At 37.7% G+C, this 14,863-nt stretch carries 11 protein-coding genes and 1 riboswitch; of the genes, 10 read left to right on the top strand and 1 reads right to left on the bottom strand.

Annotated features, from left to right (window positions below; genetic code table 11):
• Positions 1-130 precede the first annotated feature (130 nt).
• The gene (locus MHH44_RS10545; RefSeq protein WP_340798523.1) at positions 131-1,207 is read left to right on the top strand and encodes an undecaprenyldiphospho-muramoylpentapeptide beta-N-acetylglucosaminyltransferase; all 1,077 of its coding nucleotides are present in this window, start codon (positions 131-133) and stop codon (positions 1,205-1,207) included.
• A gap of 130 nt (positions 1,208-1,337) precedes the next feature.
• Here MHH44_RS10545 and MHH44_RS10540 read toward each other — a convergent pair whose 3' ends face one another.
• Positions 1,338-1,886: a GNAT family N-acetyltransferase gene (locus tag MHH44_RS10540; RefSeq protein ID WP_008407274.1), complete on the bottom strand. Its 549-nt coding sequence runs from the start codon at positions 1,884-1,886 to the stop codon at positions 1,338-1,340.
• Between the two features lie 390 nt (positions 1,887-2,276).
• Here MHH44_RS10540 and dapF point away from each other — a divergent pair, with 390 nt between their 5' ends.
• The 9 genes from dapF (at position 2,277) to MHH44_RS10495 (ending at position 14,809) form a co-directional block, all read left to right on the top strand.
• Positions 2,277-3,239, top strand: a complete 963-nt coding sequence (gene dapF, locus MHH44_RS10535; protein WP_014823822.1) for a diaminopimelate epimerase — start codon at positions 2,277-2,279, stop codon at positions 3,237-3,239.
• A 24-nt stretch (positions 3,240-3,263) separates the two neighbouring features.
• Complete coding sequence (locus tag MHH44_RS10530) at positions 3,264-5,276, top strand: PAS domain S-box protein (RefSeq protein ID WP_340798522.1); 2,013 nt, start codon at positions 3,264-3,266, stop codon at positions 5,274-5,276.
• Positions 5,277-5,376: 100 nt separating this feature from the next.
• On the top strand, positions 5,377-6,048 hold the full coding sequence (locus tag MHH44_RS10525) for a response regulator transcription factor (protein ID WP_008407267.1): 672 nt from the start codon (positions 5,377-5,379) through the stop codon (positions 6,046-6,048).
• Positions 6,049-6,053: 5 nt separating this feature from the next.
• Positions 6,054-7,448, top strand: a complete 1,395-nt coding sequence (locus tag MHH44_RS10520; RefSeq protein ID WP_340798521.1) for a HAMP domain-containing sensor histidine kinase — start codon at positions 6,054-6,056, stop codon at positions 7,446-7,448.
• A 315-nt stretch (positions 7,449-7,763) separates the two neighbouring features.
• The gene (locus MHH44_RS10515) at positions 7,764-10,571 is read left to right on the top strand and encodes a 2-oxoglutarate dehydrogenase E1 component (protein WP_340798520.1); all 2,808 of its coding nucleotides are present in this window, start codon (positions 7,764-7,766) and stop codon (positions 10,569-10,571) included.
• A gap of 93 nt (positions 10,572-10,664) precedes the next feature.
• Positions 10,665-11,918, top strand: coding sequence for a 2-oxoglutarate dehydrogenase complex dihydrolipoyllysine-residue succinyltransferase (gene odhB, locus MHH44_RS10510; RefSeq protein ID WP_340798519.1), 1,254 nt, complete (start codon positions 10,665-10,667; stop codon positions 11,916-11,918).
• 145 nt (positions 11,919-12,063) lie between these two features.
• Positions 12,064-12,251, top strand: a riboswitch (Lysine riboswitch).
• A gap of 114 nt (positions 12,252-12,365) precedes the next feature.
• Positions 12,366-13,202, top strand: a complete 837-nt coding sequence (locus MHH44_RS10505) for a transporter substrate-binding domain-containing protein (protein ID WP_008407259.1) — start codon at positions 12,366-12,368, stop codon at positions 13,200-13,202.
• A gap of 124 nt (positions 13,203-13,326) precedes the next feature.
• Positions 13,327-14,073 carry an amino acid ABC transporter permease gene (locus MHH44_RS10500; protein ID WP_340798518.1) on the top strand — a complete coding sequence of 249 codons (747 nt, stop codon included), beginning with the start codon at positions 13,327-13,329 and terminating at the stop codon, positions 14,071-14,073.
• A 1-nt stretch (position 14,074) separates the two neighbouring features.
• The gene (locus MHH44_RS10495; protein ID WP_014823828.1) at positions 14,075-14,809 is read left to right on the top strand and encodes an amino acid ABC transporter ATP-binding protein; all 735 of its coding nucleotides are present in this window, start codon (positions 14,075-14,077) and stop codon (positions 14,807-14,809) included.
• Positions 14,810-14,863 lie beyond the last annotated feature (54 nt).

Here is a 14,863-nt window from a genome sequence, read left to right as displayed (position 1 = left end):
AAAAGAGTAGTAAAAATAAACATAGAAAATAAAATGTTACATCAAATAAATAAGATATATATCGAAGCATGTTGAAATGTCTTGTTGCATAAAATAGATGCAATGACATTTGCTTTGTTAGGAGAAGTTTATGAACGAAAAAACAATTATTTTAACAGGCGGGGGTACGGCCGGTCACGTATCATTAAATGAAGCGATTATCCCTTCATTGCAGGAAGCGGGGTATAATGTGCATTATATAGGCTCTCATGACGGGATTGAAAAAGAGCTTATTACAAATGCGTTTCCTTCATTGCCTTATCACAGTATTTCGAGCGGAAAGTTGCGCCGATACTTTTCAGTACAGAATTTTACAGATCCGTTTAAAGTGATGGCAGGTGTTACACAAGCCTTTTCGATCATCAAAAAAATTAAGCCGACTGTAATTTTTTCTAAAGGTGGCTTTGTCTCAGTGCCAGTCGTTATTGCGGCAAAATTGGCAAATATTCCGGTTGTTGTCCATGAATCGGATGTGACACCTGGCTTAGCGAATAAAATTTCACTGCCATTCGCGTCCCATATCTTTACGGTTTTCAAAGAAACGATGAAACATTTACCGAACGACAAATCAACTTGCACTGGTTCGATAATCCGTCAGCAGCTATTTGAAGGAAATCGTGAGCGTGGCTTGGCGTTATGTGGATTTACAGCCGAAAAAAAAGTACTGCTTGTCATGGGTGGAAGCTTAGGTTCCGTTATTATTAATGATGCGCTTCGTGAAAATTTGTCATCACTATTAGAGAAGTATCAGATTATCCATTTGTGCGGTAAAGGGAACGCCGACAAAAAATTGGAAAATCTACAAGGATACTGTCAGTTTGAATATGTGACAACAGAATTGCCGGATTTACTGTATGCAACCGATTTTGTTGTATCGCGTGCTGGTTCAAACTCGATTTTCGAATTTTTGGCGTTGCATAAACCGATGCTGCTCATTCCTCTTTCTGCAGCAAAAAGCCGTGGTGATCAGATATTAAATGCCAACTTGTTTAAAAAACAAGGCTTTGCACATGTATTGCACGAGGAAAAATTGACAAAAGAATCATTCATGCAAGCAATTCAAATGCTTGAACAGAAAGCGGAAGAAATGATTGATCAGATGCTCGAAGTCGAACATCCGAAAACTCCGAAAGAAATGGTTGCCTTAATTACTCAATATGAAAAATAATCAATAAAAAGGGGTTACCTAAAAGTTCATACTTTTAAGGTAGCCCCTTGTTTCGTTTCAGGAATATTTATGACGCCTTTATCATATAAGCGTAAAGATGATGTTCACGTCACAAATGCAAGTTTCCTTTTTACATTGCCTGTTCTTCTGCTTGCTCGAGCGTATTGGCAGTTGTTAAATAGAACAGATCTTTAGGAATTTTAAAAAGACGGAATTTATTAACACCTTGATTAATTTCATTGTAAAGAGATGGATTTGTTTGCTCGGCATCTACTACATAAGGTAATTTCAACGCGGCTGCTTGTGAGCGTGCATTTTCTTCCCGGATGCGTAAGAAAACGGTATGGAAATCATAGTCGAAAAATAGTTCATTTAAAAACGCTAATTTCGCTTTCTGATTATAACCGATGCCTTGATATGGTTTGCCGATCCATGTTCCTAAGAAGCCGGCGCCATCTTGGATATCAAAAATACTGATTGTTCCGATTGGAGCACCCCAATCATCTACAATTGTACGTGAAATCGTTAATCCGTTTTGTTCTTCTTCTATCAATTGTTTAGTCATAAATAAGTACTCTTCTGCTGAAGTCGCTTTCTGACGTACGAATGGAAACACAGACGGATGACGTAATAATTCGTATAATTCTGCTGTTTCATGAAGTTCTCTCTGTTTTAACATGTGAAACGCCTCCTTTTAAGAAGAAAATGGTAGAGCCTGTTGTTAAAGAAATGGTGCAAATAATCTTCTAATGCTAAAAGGTTCTTTATCATAAGGCAGTAGTCATTTCGAGCTTGATCTTACCTAAAAGAATTTGACGTTAAACTATTATGCATAATTCGTATGTCTCGCTCTATCCTAGACAATTAATAACAATATCGAAATAAGAAATATATCTACAGTTTATTATAATATATTCTCTTGCCGCAACTTTCAAGCTCGAAAAAAACATTTTTTTCTGCTAAAAGTCGATATATTCAGAATAATGCGTAAATAAAAACTATTAATGACAAGATGAATTTTTTAAAAGTATAATATAATAAAATAAGAGAGAACGCGGAGGCGTAAAATATGAGTATCCAACTAACGAAAGTTCATGGTTCTGGAAATACATTTTATTTATACGAAGCATTATATGATGAACAGTTTAATTTTGTGAATATCGCGAAACAGCTATGTCATCACTCCAATGATGGGGGAGCGGATGGCTTGTTAATCGTGCTCCCATCTTCTGTTGCAGATGCAAAAATGCGTGTCATTAATGCGGACGGCTCGGAAGCTTCGATGTGCGGGAATGGGTTACGCTGTGTCGCGCGGTATGTTTGCGAAAAATTAAATGTAGATGAAGCGGTTATCGAAACAATGCATGCCTGTCTGAAAGTAAAACGAGAAGCATCCATTTTTGAACAACTACCTACCTATTCTGTAGAAATCTCACCCATTTCATTTGAATTAGTATCATTGCCAATGAAGGTAGAAAATAGACAACAATTGCGCCATGAAATTATTCCTGCTTTTTCAATGGATATTCCTTTTACAGCGATATCTGTACCAAATCCGCATCTAATCGGAATCGTTGATCATAAATATATGGAAAATACGTTACACCAAGAACAGCTCGCTGCCTATTTGAACAGTGAAAATGAATATTGCCCGGATGGAGTGAATGTCAGCTATGTCCAGCCGTTATCTCCTGATGAAATATTCGTCCGAACTTTTGAACGGGGCGTAGGCTTTACAAATGCCTGTGGTACGGCAATGACTGCCTCTGCCCTAATTGCTTCTATTGAAGGATTTATTACAAACAGTAAAGTAACCGTCTATAATCCCGGAGGTTTTGTTCAGTGTGAAGTTAAGAATTGCGGTGACAGCTGGGAATTGGCACTGATCGGTAATGCAACGGTACTTGGGGATTATGAATATGACCTTCAAGACGAAAAAATTCAATTGGTGCATTTTCAACTAGCAGAAGAGCAAATTCAATATGAGAAATGCAAACTTTTTGTGAAAGATAAAATAGAAAGCTTTCTTTAAACATCAGATAGTGGGGGGACAAGGATGATGAGTTCCATTTATTCAATGGATTTATTGAATTTGTTATTCAAAAATAGTAATGATGCTGTATTCTTCATGGAAAAAATAAATGGAAAGTATCGTTATATTTTTGTCAACGATGCTGCAGTAAATCTGATTAATACGAATCCCTGCGGCAAAACGATCGAACAGGTAATCCCGTCCCATTTAGCAAAGACGATTATTCACTATTATGATTTAACAATCGAACAAAACAGACAAGTTGAATTTGAAGATTTTACTTATGGAAAAATGAATGTTCGAAAACAAAGAACGACAACTATTCCAGTAATACAAGACGGGAAAAATTATATTTTGGCCATGACGAAAGAAGTATCGATGAGCCTTGATTTAGAAGATAAATATTTATTTATGCGTTCCATATTTTCTAATTCATTTTTATCCACGATATTAGTTTCCAATGATCTGCAATTACTTGAAGCAAATCCGACATTTTTGGAAGAGTTTAATATTCAAATGGAAGATGCTTCCGGGATCTCTATGTTAGACATGCCTTTTATAGAAAGAAAAACGGCAAAAAAATTGAAAAGTTATATAAAACGGGCACGGCTGGGAGAAAATGTTCAATCGAAAATGCTGTTTTTCATCGATAAACATAATGAGCGGCGTTGTTTTACTGCTTCTTTTTCCTCGCTGACAAGCAATGGTGAAAATATCGCGGTATTTATCATATTGCAGGAAATTACGGAATTTATTAAACAAGGACAGGCATTGCGCACAGCTTCACACGGTCTGGAAATGTTCAAAAATGCGATTAATTCATTAGCTGACGTTATATTTACAGATGTAGATGGAAATATAATCGATATTAATGAGCGGGTTATTGAAAATACAGGCTATACGCATGATGAATTAATTGGTAAACCGCATCATATTCTTCACTCAACGTATCTATCCGATTCAGCTTCGATGAGTTTTTGGCAAAAAGTAAGTAAAGAAGAAATCTGGCGTGAGGAAGTGTGCAATCGTAAAAAGAATGGTGAGATATATTGGGTGGACTCTACTATGATTCCCCTGAAAAATGAACTAGGGGAAGTGGAGCAGTTTTTAATGGTTCAATATAATATTTCTTCTGAAAAACAATTAATGTCAGAGTTATATATTATTGAACGAAATTTCAGAGCCATTACTGAAAACACAAATGATTTTATTGTCGTAACAGACCGCTACGGCAAAATTAAATATGCTTCACCTTCCTATTCAAGGAAACTAGGCTACCGGGAAGAAGAGCTTATCGGTTTACCGTACGATCGATTGCTGAAGCCGGAAAGTGTTAAACTGTGGCATGAAGCATTAAACCCGGAAACGGTTGATGTAATACAAGAACAAAAAATTGAATTGCTTTTGTATAAAAAAGATAATAGTACGATTTGGACGGAAGGGAATTATACGCTAACGTTCGATTTGTCACATCATGAAATTACAGAAATTGTCATGGTTTCAAGAGAAATTACCGAGCGCAAGGAACTGGAAGATAAATTAACTTATTTAGCGTATCATGATAGTTTGACGCAGCTCGGTAATCGCAGGAAACTGTACAAGGAATTTCCGCTTCTTAAAAAGGAGGCAGACGAGACAGGTACTTGCCTGGCAATTTTATATCTTGACGGAGATAATTTTAAAGAAGTAAATGATATATACGGACATGATGTTGGGGATGAGTTTTTAATTCAATTCGGGAATTCGCTCGTTCGCAGTGTACGAAATGAAGACCTTGTTATAAGGCTGGGTGGTGATGAATTTCTCATTGTTTTAACTGGGTTGTCCATCTTTGAAAAAGAACGCTCCGTCCAACTTGTTCACATTATGGACAGGATTAAAGAAAATCTGCAAATCGGATGGTTGATTAGAGGTAGCCATTTTTCACCTACAGCCTCAATGGGAATTTCGATTTATCCAAAACACAGTATAAGTTTAGATGTTCTTATCGATTTAGCGGATCAAGCATTATACAAGGCAAAGCAGTCTTCCAATTAGCACTTGCAAGAATACGGAAACATACTCCGTATTCTTTTTTTTTGTAAAATACAAATGGTACACTAATTATGATATATATTGCTGATAGAGAGGGAAGCTGATGAAAAAGAAGATTTTAATAATCGAAGACGAAAAAAATATAGCACGTTTCCTTGAACTGGAGCTTAAGCACGAGCAATTTGAAACGGTTGTTGCATATGATGGGAGAACTGGTCTGGAATTGGCTGAAAGTGAACAATTCGACTGTATTTTGCTCGATGTAATGCTACCGCAATTAAACGGGATTGAAGTATGTAGAAGAATACGTAAAACAAGCAATGTACCGATTCTCCTTATTACAGCACGAGATGAAGTAATGGACCGCGTTTCAGGATTGGATGCGGGAGCAGATGATTATGTCGTGAAGCCTTTTGCGATAGAAGAATTATTGGCACGGATCCGTTCAATCTTAAGGAGAGTGCAGCCTGCCCAAAAATCTAAACAACTCATTTTAAGGGAGTTGGAAATCGACGTCGATGCTTATGAAGTAATATTTGAAAACAATAAAATCGAACTTACAAGAAAAGAATTTGATCTATTGAAATTACTTGTGGAAAACAGAAACCTTGTATGTACACGGGAGCGTATTTTAGAAGAGGTTTGGGGATTTGATACTGAGGTAGAAACTAATGTAGTCGATGTATATATTCGCCATTTGCGTACAAAACTGCAAACAGAACATACTCCGTACATTGAAACTGTACGTGGGGTTGGCTATGTGATGCGCGGGTGAGGATGATGAAAAACAAACTTTTGAACCTTTCTTTAAAATCAAAGTGGATGCTTGCGGTAGGTGTAACGATCTTTGTAAGCTATGCCCTAATATCTGTCGTACTGTATATCGCTTTGCAAACCTGGCTTATTCATAATGAAGAGAAAAATGCATTGCGGACGGTCGATGATATGACAACCTATTTTGAATCGCAGGGCAACACTGTTACAGTACAGGCACTGCAGAATAACACGGCTTTGATGAAAGCCATTTTAAATCAGGAACAAACGGTACGCGTATTTAATCTGGATGGTATTGAAGTAATGCGAATTAATGATGCGGCACCGGCTGCACAGCTGCCACAAAATCAAAATTATTTTTCGACGATGATCGAAAAACAGACGATTGCAGGATCCGAAAGCTATGTCATCCACCGAGTCGTTCAAATCGGACAATTTCAAGGGATTATGCAATTAATTCATCCGTTGGCCGCATTTCAATCGATGATGAATTATATTTTGACGACGATTTTTATTATTGGTTTTGGTGCCATTTTATTTTCGGTTATGATCAGCTACTACTTGGCAAATATGTTAATGAAACCGCTTGTCCAGTTACGGGACGCAATGAGCTTTGTCAGAAAAAACGGTTTTACTGCACAGCCTAAATTTGATTATGCGGCAAAAGATGAGATTGGCGATTTACTTCATATGTACCGTACATTAATGAATGAACTTGAAATTTCATTTACAAAGCAACAGCAATTTGTTGCAGACGCCTCGCATGAACTGCGAACACCGATTCAAGTAATTGAAGGCCATTTATCATTAATCAAACGATGGGGTAAAGATGAACCGGAAGTAATGGAAGAATCATTAAATACTTCTATTACTGAAATTGCACGTATGAGAAAAATGATTGAAGAACTGTTACAATTGGCACGTAGGGAGCAAGCGGATGAACATGCTTATGCTGATATAGAACAAGTATACGAACAAGTAAAAGAAGAATTATTGCAGCTGTATCCTGCCGCTGAAATTCACCTGACAGTTACTGGCGAAAAATCGGCAGCCTCCATTACTGAGCATGCCCTAGCGCAAATCTTTAGAAATATTTTGAGTAATAGTATACGATATAATAGCAATGTTCCGAATCTTAATGTGAATATTAATTATAATGATTCACAATCGTCAATCTTAGTTACGTTAGAAGACAATGGGATCGGTATCTCAGAACAGCATTTACCGCATATTTTCGACCGGTTTTACCGGGTGGATGCATCACGTACAAACAAAGTTGCAGGTACTGGACTTGGATTGAGTATTACAAAAATGCTTGCAGATAAATATGAAGTGGAAATTGATGTAGAAAGTAAATTGCAGAAAGGTACCTTTTTTTACCTAAAACTTCTTAAAAAATGAATAATTTTAGTCAATCTAATTACTATTTCAATAGTTCACGAAAAAAATTGCTTAATTTGATAAAAAGAGTTGTATTTTTTGTGAAGAGTAGTAAGATTGAGATGGAAAAAATGTTCTTCCGACGTTTATAAATGTGCTTTTAGTCCGTGTGGAAGAATGATAAAATATTATTTGCTTTGATTTGGTAGATAAAAAGAGAATACTTAATTTATCTACTTACAAAAGAAGGAAATTTTTGTATTGTAATATACAATATTATCCTTTTTTAAGTAAATTATTGGAACAGCCATAAGGCAAAATTTGGAGGTTATTTTCATGTCGAACAATGTATTACCTGCAGGTTCTCCATGGTCAGCGTTTTCTGGTCCTAACTTAGGTTATGTATTAGAGCAATATGACTTATTCCTGCAATCTCCTGAAGAAGTAGAACCGGAACTAGTAGAATTATTCCAAGCATACGGTGGTCCTGTATTTGCAGATGGTCAACAACCGGTTGCAACTGCAGCAGTAACAGGTACTGGAGACTACAAAAAAGTATTAGCAGCAGTTAAATTGGCAGAATCAATTCGTGAAAACGGCCATTTAGCAGCAGATTTATACCCACTAAAAAATCGTCAATTAGACACTTCACGTATTGAAGAAAGCGTATTCAATTTAACAGCGGCCGATCTTCAAGCTATTCCTGCATCAGTATTTTTTGCAAATGTTCCTGCAGGTGTTACAAACGGTAAGGAAGCAATTGATTATTTAAAATCTGTATATACAGATAAAATAGGTGTAGAAGTTGCACATTTACAAAATGCGGAAGAACGTGCATGGATCGAAGCTCAAGTTGAAGGCGGAGCGTTTAAAGCAACGTTATCACCTGAAGAAAAGAAAGCAGTTTTAGAACGATTAACACGCATTGAAAACTTTGAAAAATTCATTCATAAAACATTTGTTGGTCAAAAACGTTTCTCTGGAGAAGGTTTAGACACACAAATCATCCTTTTAGATGAAATTATTAAATCATCTGAAACTAAAGGTGTAAAAAATGTTCGAATTGGTATGGCCCACCGTGGACGTTTAAACGTATTAACACACGTATTAAATAAACCATACGATATGATGTTCTCTGATTTCGCCCATGTTTCAAATGATCTATTCTTCCCTGAAGATGGTAAATTAGAAATTACAAAAGGCTGGACTGGAGACGTTAAATACCATATGGGTGCATCTTACACTCATGATTCTGGATTGAACGTTAAATTAGCCTATAACCCATCACACTTAGAAGTAGGGAACCCGCTTGTAATCGGTTCTGTTCGTGCAGCTCAAGATGATGTATCTGCAGCAGGAACGGCTAAACATGATCCATCAAATGCATTCGGTATCATTTTACATGGTGACGCGGCATTCGCTGGTCAAGGGATTGTAACAGAAGGATTCAACTTCTCTCAAACAGAAGGATTTACAACAGGTGGTACAGTTCAGATTATCGCGAACAACATGATCGGTTTCACGACTGAGTTACATGATTCACGTTCATCTATTTATTCATCTGACCCTGCAAAAGGGTATGATATTCCGGTTATTCATGTAAATGCTGACAGCCCTGAAACAGTGGCAGCTGTTGGTCGCTTTGTAGCGGAATACCGTGCGAAATTTAAAAAGGATATCGTTATCGATTTAATCGGTTACCGCCGTTACGGTCATAATGAAACGGATGATCCGACAGTAACAAACCCTGAAACATATAAATTAGTATCAAAACATGAACCAATTCGTGCATTGTATGGTGCTGAACTAGCAGAAGCCGGCATTTTATCTGCTGATGAAGTAAAAGCTCTAGATACTGCTATTTATGCGGAAATGCAAGCTGCGTATGATCATGTTAAAGAAATGGCAGAAAAAGACGAGCATGTAACGCCTAATATGCCGGAAGAACTAAAAATCGAATTCCCTGAAATCGATACTAAAGTAGATGCTGAGCGTTTAGCTAAAGTAAATGAAGATTTACTTGTCTTTGCAGATGGTTTTGAGCCGCAAAACAAGTTAGGTAAAATTTTAGCAAAACGTCGTGATGCGTTTACTGAAGGTAAAATTGACTGGGGTCATGCTGAAACATTAGCATATGCAACAATTACGCAAGATGGCACACCGGTTCGTTTCACTGGTCAGGATGCACAGCGTGGTACGTTCTCTCAACGTCACTTAGTATTACATGATAAAAATAACGGTGCTGAATTTACACCATTACATCATATTGAAGGTGCAAAGGCTTCATTCACAGTTTACAACTCACCACTTACAGAAGCAGGTGTAGTAGGTTTTGAATATGGTTACAATTTAGAAAACCAAAATGTACTAACTGTATGGGAAGCACAATTCGGTGACTTTGCAAACATGGCGCAAGTAATGTTTGATAACTTCATCTCAAGTGCCCGCGCTAAATGGGGTCAAAAATCTGGATTCGTACTTCTTTTACCACATGGTTATGAAGGTCAAGGTCCAGAGCACTCATCAAGCCGTATGGAACGATTCCTGCAATTATCTGCAGAAAATAACTGGTTCGTAGCAAACTGTTCAAATGCAGGCAACTACTACCACTTATTACGCCGTCAAGCTGCTTTATTAGGTACAGAAGGTGTACGTCCATTAGTAGTGGTTTCTCCAAAATCACTTTTACGTCATCCACTTGCTGCAGCTACTGCTGAACAACTTGCAAATGGTCGCTTCCAGGAAGTGATCGAGCAAGAAGGTTTAGGCAAAAATACAGAAGCGGTTGAAAAAGTAGTACTTGGTACAGGTAAAGTAATGATCGATTTAGCAGAACGTGTGAAAGATGGCGAAGGGCTTGATCACTTACACATTATTCGTGTGGAACAAATTTACCCATTCCCTGCACAACAAGTGAAAGATATTATCGCTCGCTTCCCGAATGTTAAAGAAATCGTTTGGGTACAAGAAGAACCAAAAAACCAAGGTTCATGGACATATGTTCTTGAAACATTATATGATATCGCTGAAGGCAAAAAAGTACGCTATGTAGGACGTCCTGCAATGAGCTCTACTTCTGAAGGCGATGGCGATTCACATAAAGCAGCACAAGCTAAATTAGTGAACGAAGCACTTGAAAAGTAATAAATGATTTGTTTAAAAAGAGCTGCTTCTATTTAAAATAGAAGTGGCTTGCTATACAATGAATGTGTAGCGTAATTAAAGGAGGATATGAACGTGGCTGAAATTAAAGTCCCTGAATTAGCAGAATCAATTACTGAAGGAACAATTGCCCAATGGGTGAAAAAAGTTGGAGATCGCGTAGAAAAAGGCGAATTCATCGTTGAGTTAGAAACTGATAAAGTTAATGCTGAAATTATCTCTGAAGAAGCAGGCGTTTTAAAACAAATTTTAGCTGAAGAAGGCGATACTGTGTTAGTTGGACAAGTAATCGCAGTAGTTGAAGCAGGCGAAGGCGCAGCACCAGCACCAGCTGCAAAAGAAGAAGCTCCAGCAGCAACTCCAGCAAAAGAAGAAGCTCCTAAAGCAGCAGCACCAGCACCAGTTGCAGTTGAAGAAACTTCAGGTGAGCGTGTAATCGCTTCACCAGCAGCACGTAAATTAGCTCGTGAAAAAGGCATCGACTTAGCAGCAATTTCACCAGTTGATCCACAAGGTCGTGTACGTGTACAAGACGTTGCAGCACATGGTACAGCTCCAGCGGCTCCAGCAGCAGCTCCAGCTCCAGCAGCAGGCAATGGTCCAATGATCTTTACACCAGCAGCTGATACAGACCGTGTAACAGTTGAAAAAATGAGCCGTCGTCGTCAAACAATTGCAAAACGTTTATTAGAAGTTAAACAATCAACTGCAATGTTAACTACTTTCAACGAAATTGATATGACGAACATTATGGCATTACGTAAGCGTAAACAAGATGAGTTCGTGAAAGCTAACGATATTAAATTAGGCTTCATGTCATTCTTCACAAAAGCTGTAGTAGCAGCATTAAAGAAATATCCATATGTAAATGCACAAATTAACGGTGATGAAATTCACTTAAACAACTTCTTCGATATCGGTATTGCTGTATCAACAGAAGAAGGTTTAGTAGTACCAGTAGTTCGTGATGCAAATGCGAAAAACTTTGCTGAAATCGAGAAAAACATTGCGGAATTAGCTGGTAAAGCACGCGACAAAAAATTAGGCTTAAACGACATGGCTGGCGGATCATTCACAATCACTAACGGTGGTGTATTCGGTTCATTAATGTCAACACCGATCATGAACGGTACTCAAGCTGGTATTTTAGGTATGCACTCAATCGTAAACCGTCCAGTAGCTGTTAATGGTGAAGTTCAAATTCGTCCAATGATGTATGTAGCACTATCTTATGACCACCGTATCATTGATGGTAAAGATTCTGTTGGCTTCTTAAAAACAGTTAAAGAAATGATCGAAAACCCAGAAGATTTATTATTAAATTCTTAATAGTATCTTCTATGCTAATGCGCAGTATGTTATATATTGCGCATTAGCTTTTTTTTACAGCTAACTTTCAGAAAAATGATTGTTGACGGAAATGTCGCAATAATGTAATATAAACATATCAATTTCATATCAAAACCTCACTTTCTCGTGAGGTAGAGGCGCGATACTTAACAGTTTTATATGGAGCCATGAGCTGGCTGTGAAATATAAGAGAAGGAAATATCGCCGAAGTGTTGTAAATGCTCAATTTTACAATGCTGGGTCTGCAGTGAACAATTGCAGAACTGTCTCAATCATCTATATCCCTGATGGTTGAGTTGTGCTATCTCAAAATGGGAACTGTAGAGGATTCGGGCTAATTATAATTTAAACGACCTAAAGTTCTTCTTTTAGGTCGTTTTTTGTATACGTGAACCCCGAAATTTAACAAAAAAGGAGAGATTTTCTATGAAAAAAAGACTATTAATTTTATTGACTGCCATGACAATGCTATTGTTAGCAGCGTGTGGTTCAAGCGATGAAGGTACTACAAGCGGTTCTGATTCAGACAAGAAAGTTATTAAAATTGGTATGGAAGCAGCGTATGCCCCTTTTAACTGGTCACAAAAAGATGATGCAAATGGTGGAGTTCAAATTGCAAGTTCAAAGGAATTTGCAGCAGGCTATGATGTGGAAATTGCGAAAAAAATTGCAGAAGGTCTGGACATGGAATTACAAATTGTTAAAACAGACTGGGATGGCTTAATTCCATCATTACAATCAGGTGCCATTGATCTGGTAATTGCAGGTATGTCACCAATGCCTGAACGTAAGGAAGTAATTGATTTCACAGAGAACTATTACACAAGTGACTATGTCATTGTTGTAAAAGAAGACGGTCCATATGCAAATGCAACTTCGTTACCTGACTTTGCAGGTGCAAAAATTACAGGTCAGCAATCTACAACACATTATGATGTAATCGACCAAATCGAAGGTGTTCAAAAACAAGTAGCGGCAACTGATTTTGGTGCAATGCGAGTGCAATTACAGTCAGGTGCGATTGATGGATATGTTTCAGAACGTCCAGAAGGTATCTCTGCTGAAATGGCACTGAATAATATTAAATACATCGTACCTGAGCCAAACTTCGAAGCAGACGAAGCGTCAACAGCTGTAGCAGTAGGTTTGAAAAAGGGATCAGATTTACGTGAACAAATTAACAAAGTTTTAGCTGAAATTTCGGAAGAAGAGCGTCAACAACTAATGGAAGACGCAATTGCAAATCAACCAGCAGCACAATAATCGTGTCGCATTAACAGTTTTGATGAGGTTGTCTTGCCGGCAAACGGAAGACAACCTTTTTCTATTAAAATTATGGTTTCATACATAAATAGTAGAAACAAAGAAAGAAATGGAGGACAAGGCGATGGCATTTTTAGAATCATCATGGAACTTGTTTACGAACAACTGGGATTTATTCGTACGTGGTGCTTGGACTGCACTTCTATTGGCAATTATCGGGACAATTTGCGGAACTCTGATTGGATTTTTTATCGGGATTATGCATACGATTCCACATCGTAAAAAGAATGTAAAATCAATAGTTTTAAAAGTACTTAATTTCATATTAACGTCTTATGTGGAAATTTTCAGGGGAACGCCAATGATGGTTCAAGCGATGGTGGTGTTTTATGGCCTCGTATACTTAGGCATTGATATTGACCGCTTTTTAGCAGCTTCTGTTGTTATTAGTTTAAATACGGGAGCATATATGGCTGAATATGTACGTGGAGGTATTGTTTCGATTGATAAAGGGCAATTTGAGGCAGCACAGGCGATTGGCATGAATCACCTGCAAACAATGATTCATATTGTCCTGCCGCAAGTCGCACGAAATATTTTACCTGCAACAGGGAATCAGTTCGTAATGAACATTAAAGACTCTTCAGTATTAAGTGTTATTTCGGTTGTGGAACTATTCTTTACGGCAAACTCGATTGCAGGCAGTAACTATAAATATATCGAAGCGTTCTTTATCGCAACGATTTTGTACTTTATTATGACATTTACTGTAACTCGTTTCTTACTATTATTCGAGAAGAAGATGGACGGACCTTCTTCATATAAAGTGGAGCTTATTACCGGCAACAAGTTAGAAAAGGATGGTGAATAAAGTGACAGTTGTAATAGATATTAACCATTTAAATAAAAAATTCGGCGATCATGAAGTATTGAAAGATGTGAATTTCCAGGTAAACAAAGGAGAAGTCGTAACTTTGATCGGTTCTTCTGGTTCTGGGAAATCAACACTGTTACGCTGCATTAATCTACTCGAAACACCAACAGCAGGAGAAATTATCTATAACGGGGAAAATATTTTAAATGACGGTCATCAAATTGAAAAGTACCGTACACATTTAGGGATGGTATTTCAGCAGTTCAATTTATTCAATAATTTGGATGTACTAAATAACTGTATTGTTGGCCAAATGAAAGTGTTGAAGCGTTCAAAAGAGGAAGCAGAACAAAATGCGATGAAATATTTGGAGCTTGTCGGTATGAGTGCCTATAAAAATGCGAAACCGAAACATTTATCCGGTGGACAGAAACAACGTGTCGCAATCGCCCGTGCATTAGCGATGGATCCCGATGTAATGCTGTTTGATGAACCGACATCAGCGCTTGACCCTGAAATGGTAGGGGAAGTATTAAAGGTAATGCGCCACCTGGCAGACCAAGGAAATACAATGCTGATCGTTACACATGAAATGGAGTTTGCCAAGGAAGTATCTGACCGCATTGTCTTCATGGATAAAGGGGTTATCGTAGAGGAAGGCCCTCCGGAACAGTTGCTTGTAAATCCGAAACATGACCGGACTAAAGAATTTTTAAAACGAACATTAAGGTAATAGCAAAAAGCTCGCAGTCAAATGCGAGCTTATTTTCGTGAGTTCCATTCGCTT

Source organism: Solibacillus sp. FSL K6-1126 (assembly GCF_038003445.1).
In the GTDB taxonomy this organism is placed as follows: domain Bacteria; phylum Bacillota; class Bacilli; order Bacillales_A; family Planococcaceae; genus Solibacillus; species Solibacillus silvestris.
This window is presented reverse-complemented; position numbering and strand designations above follow the sequence as displayed.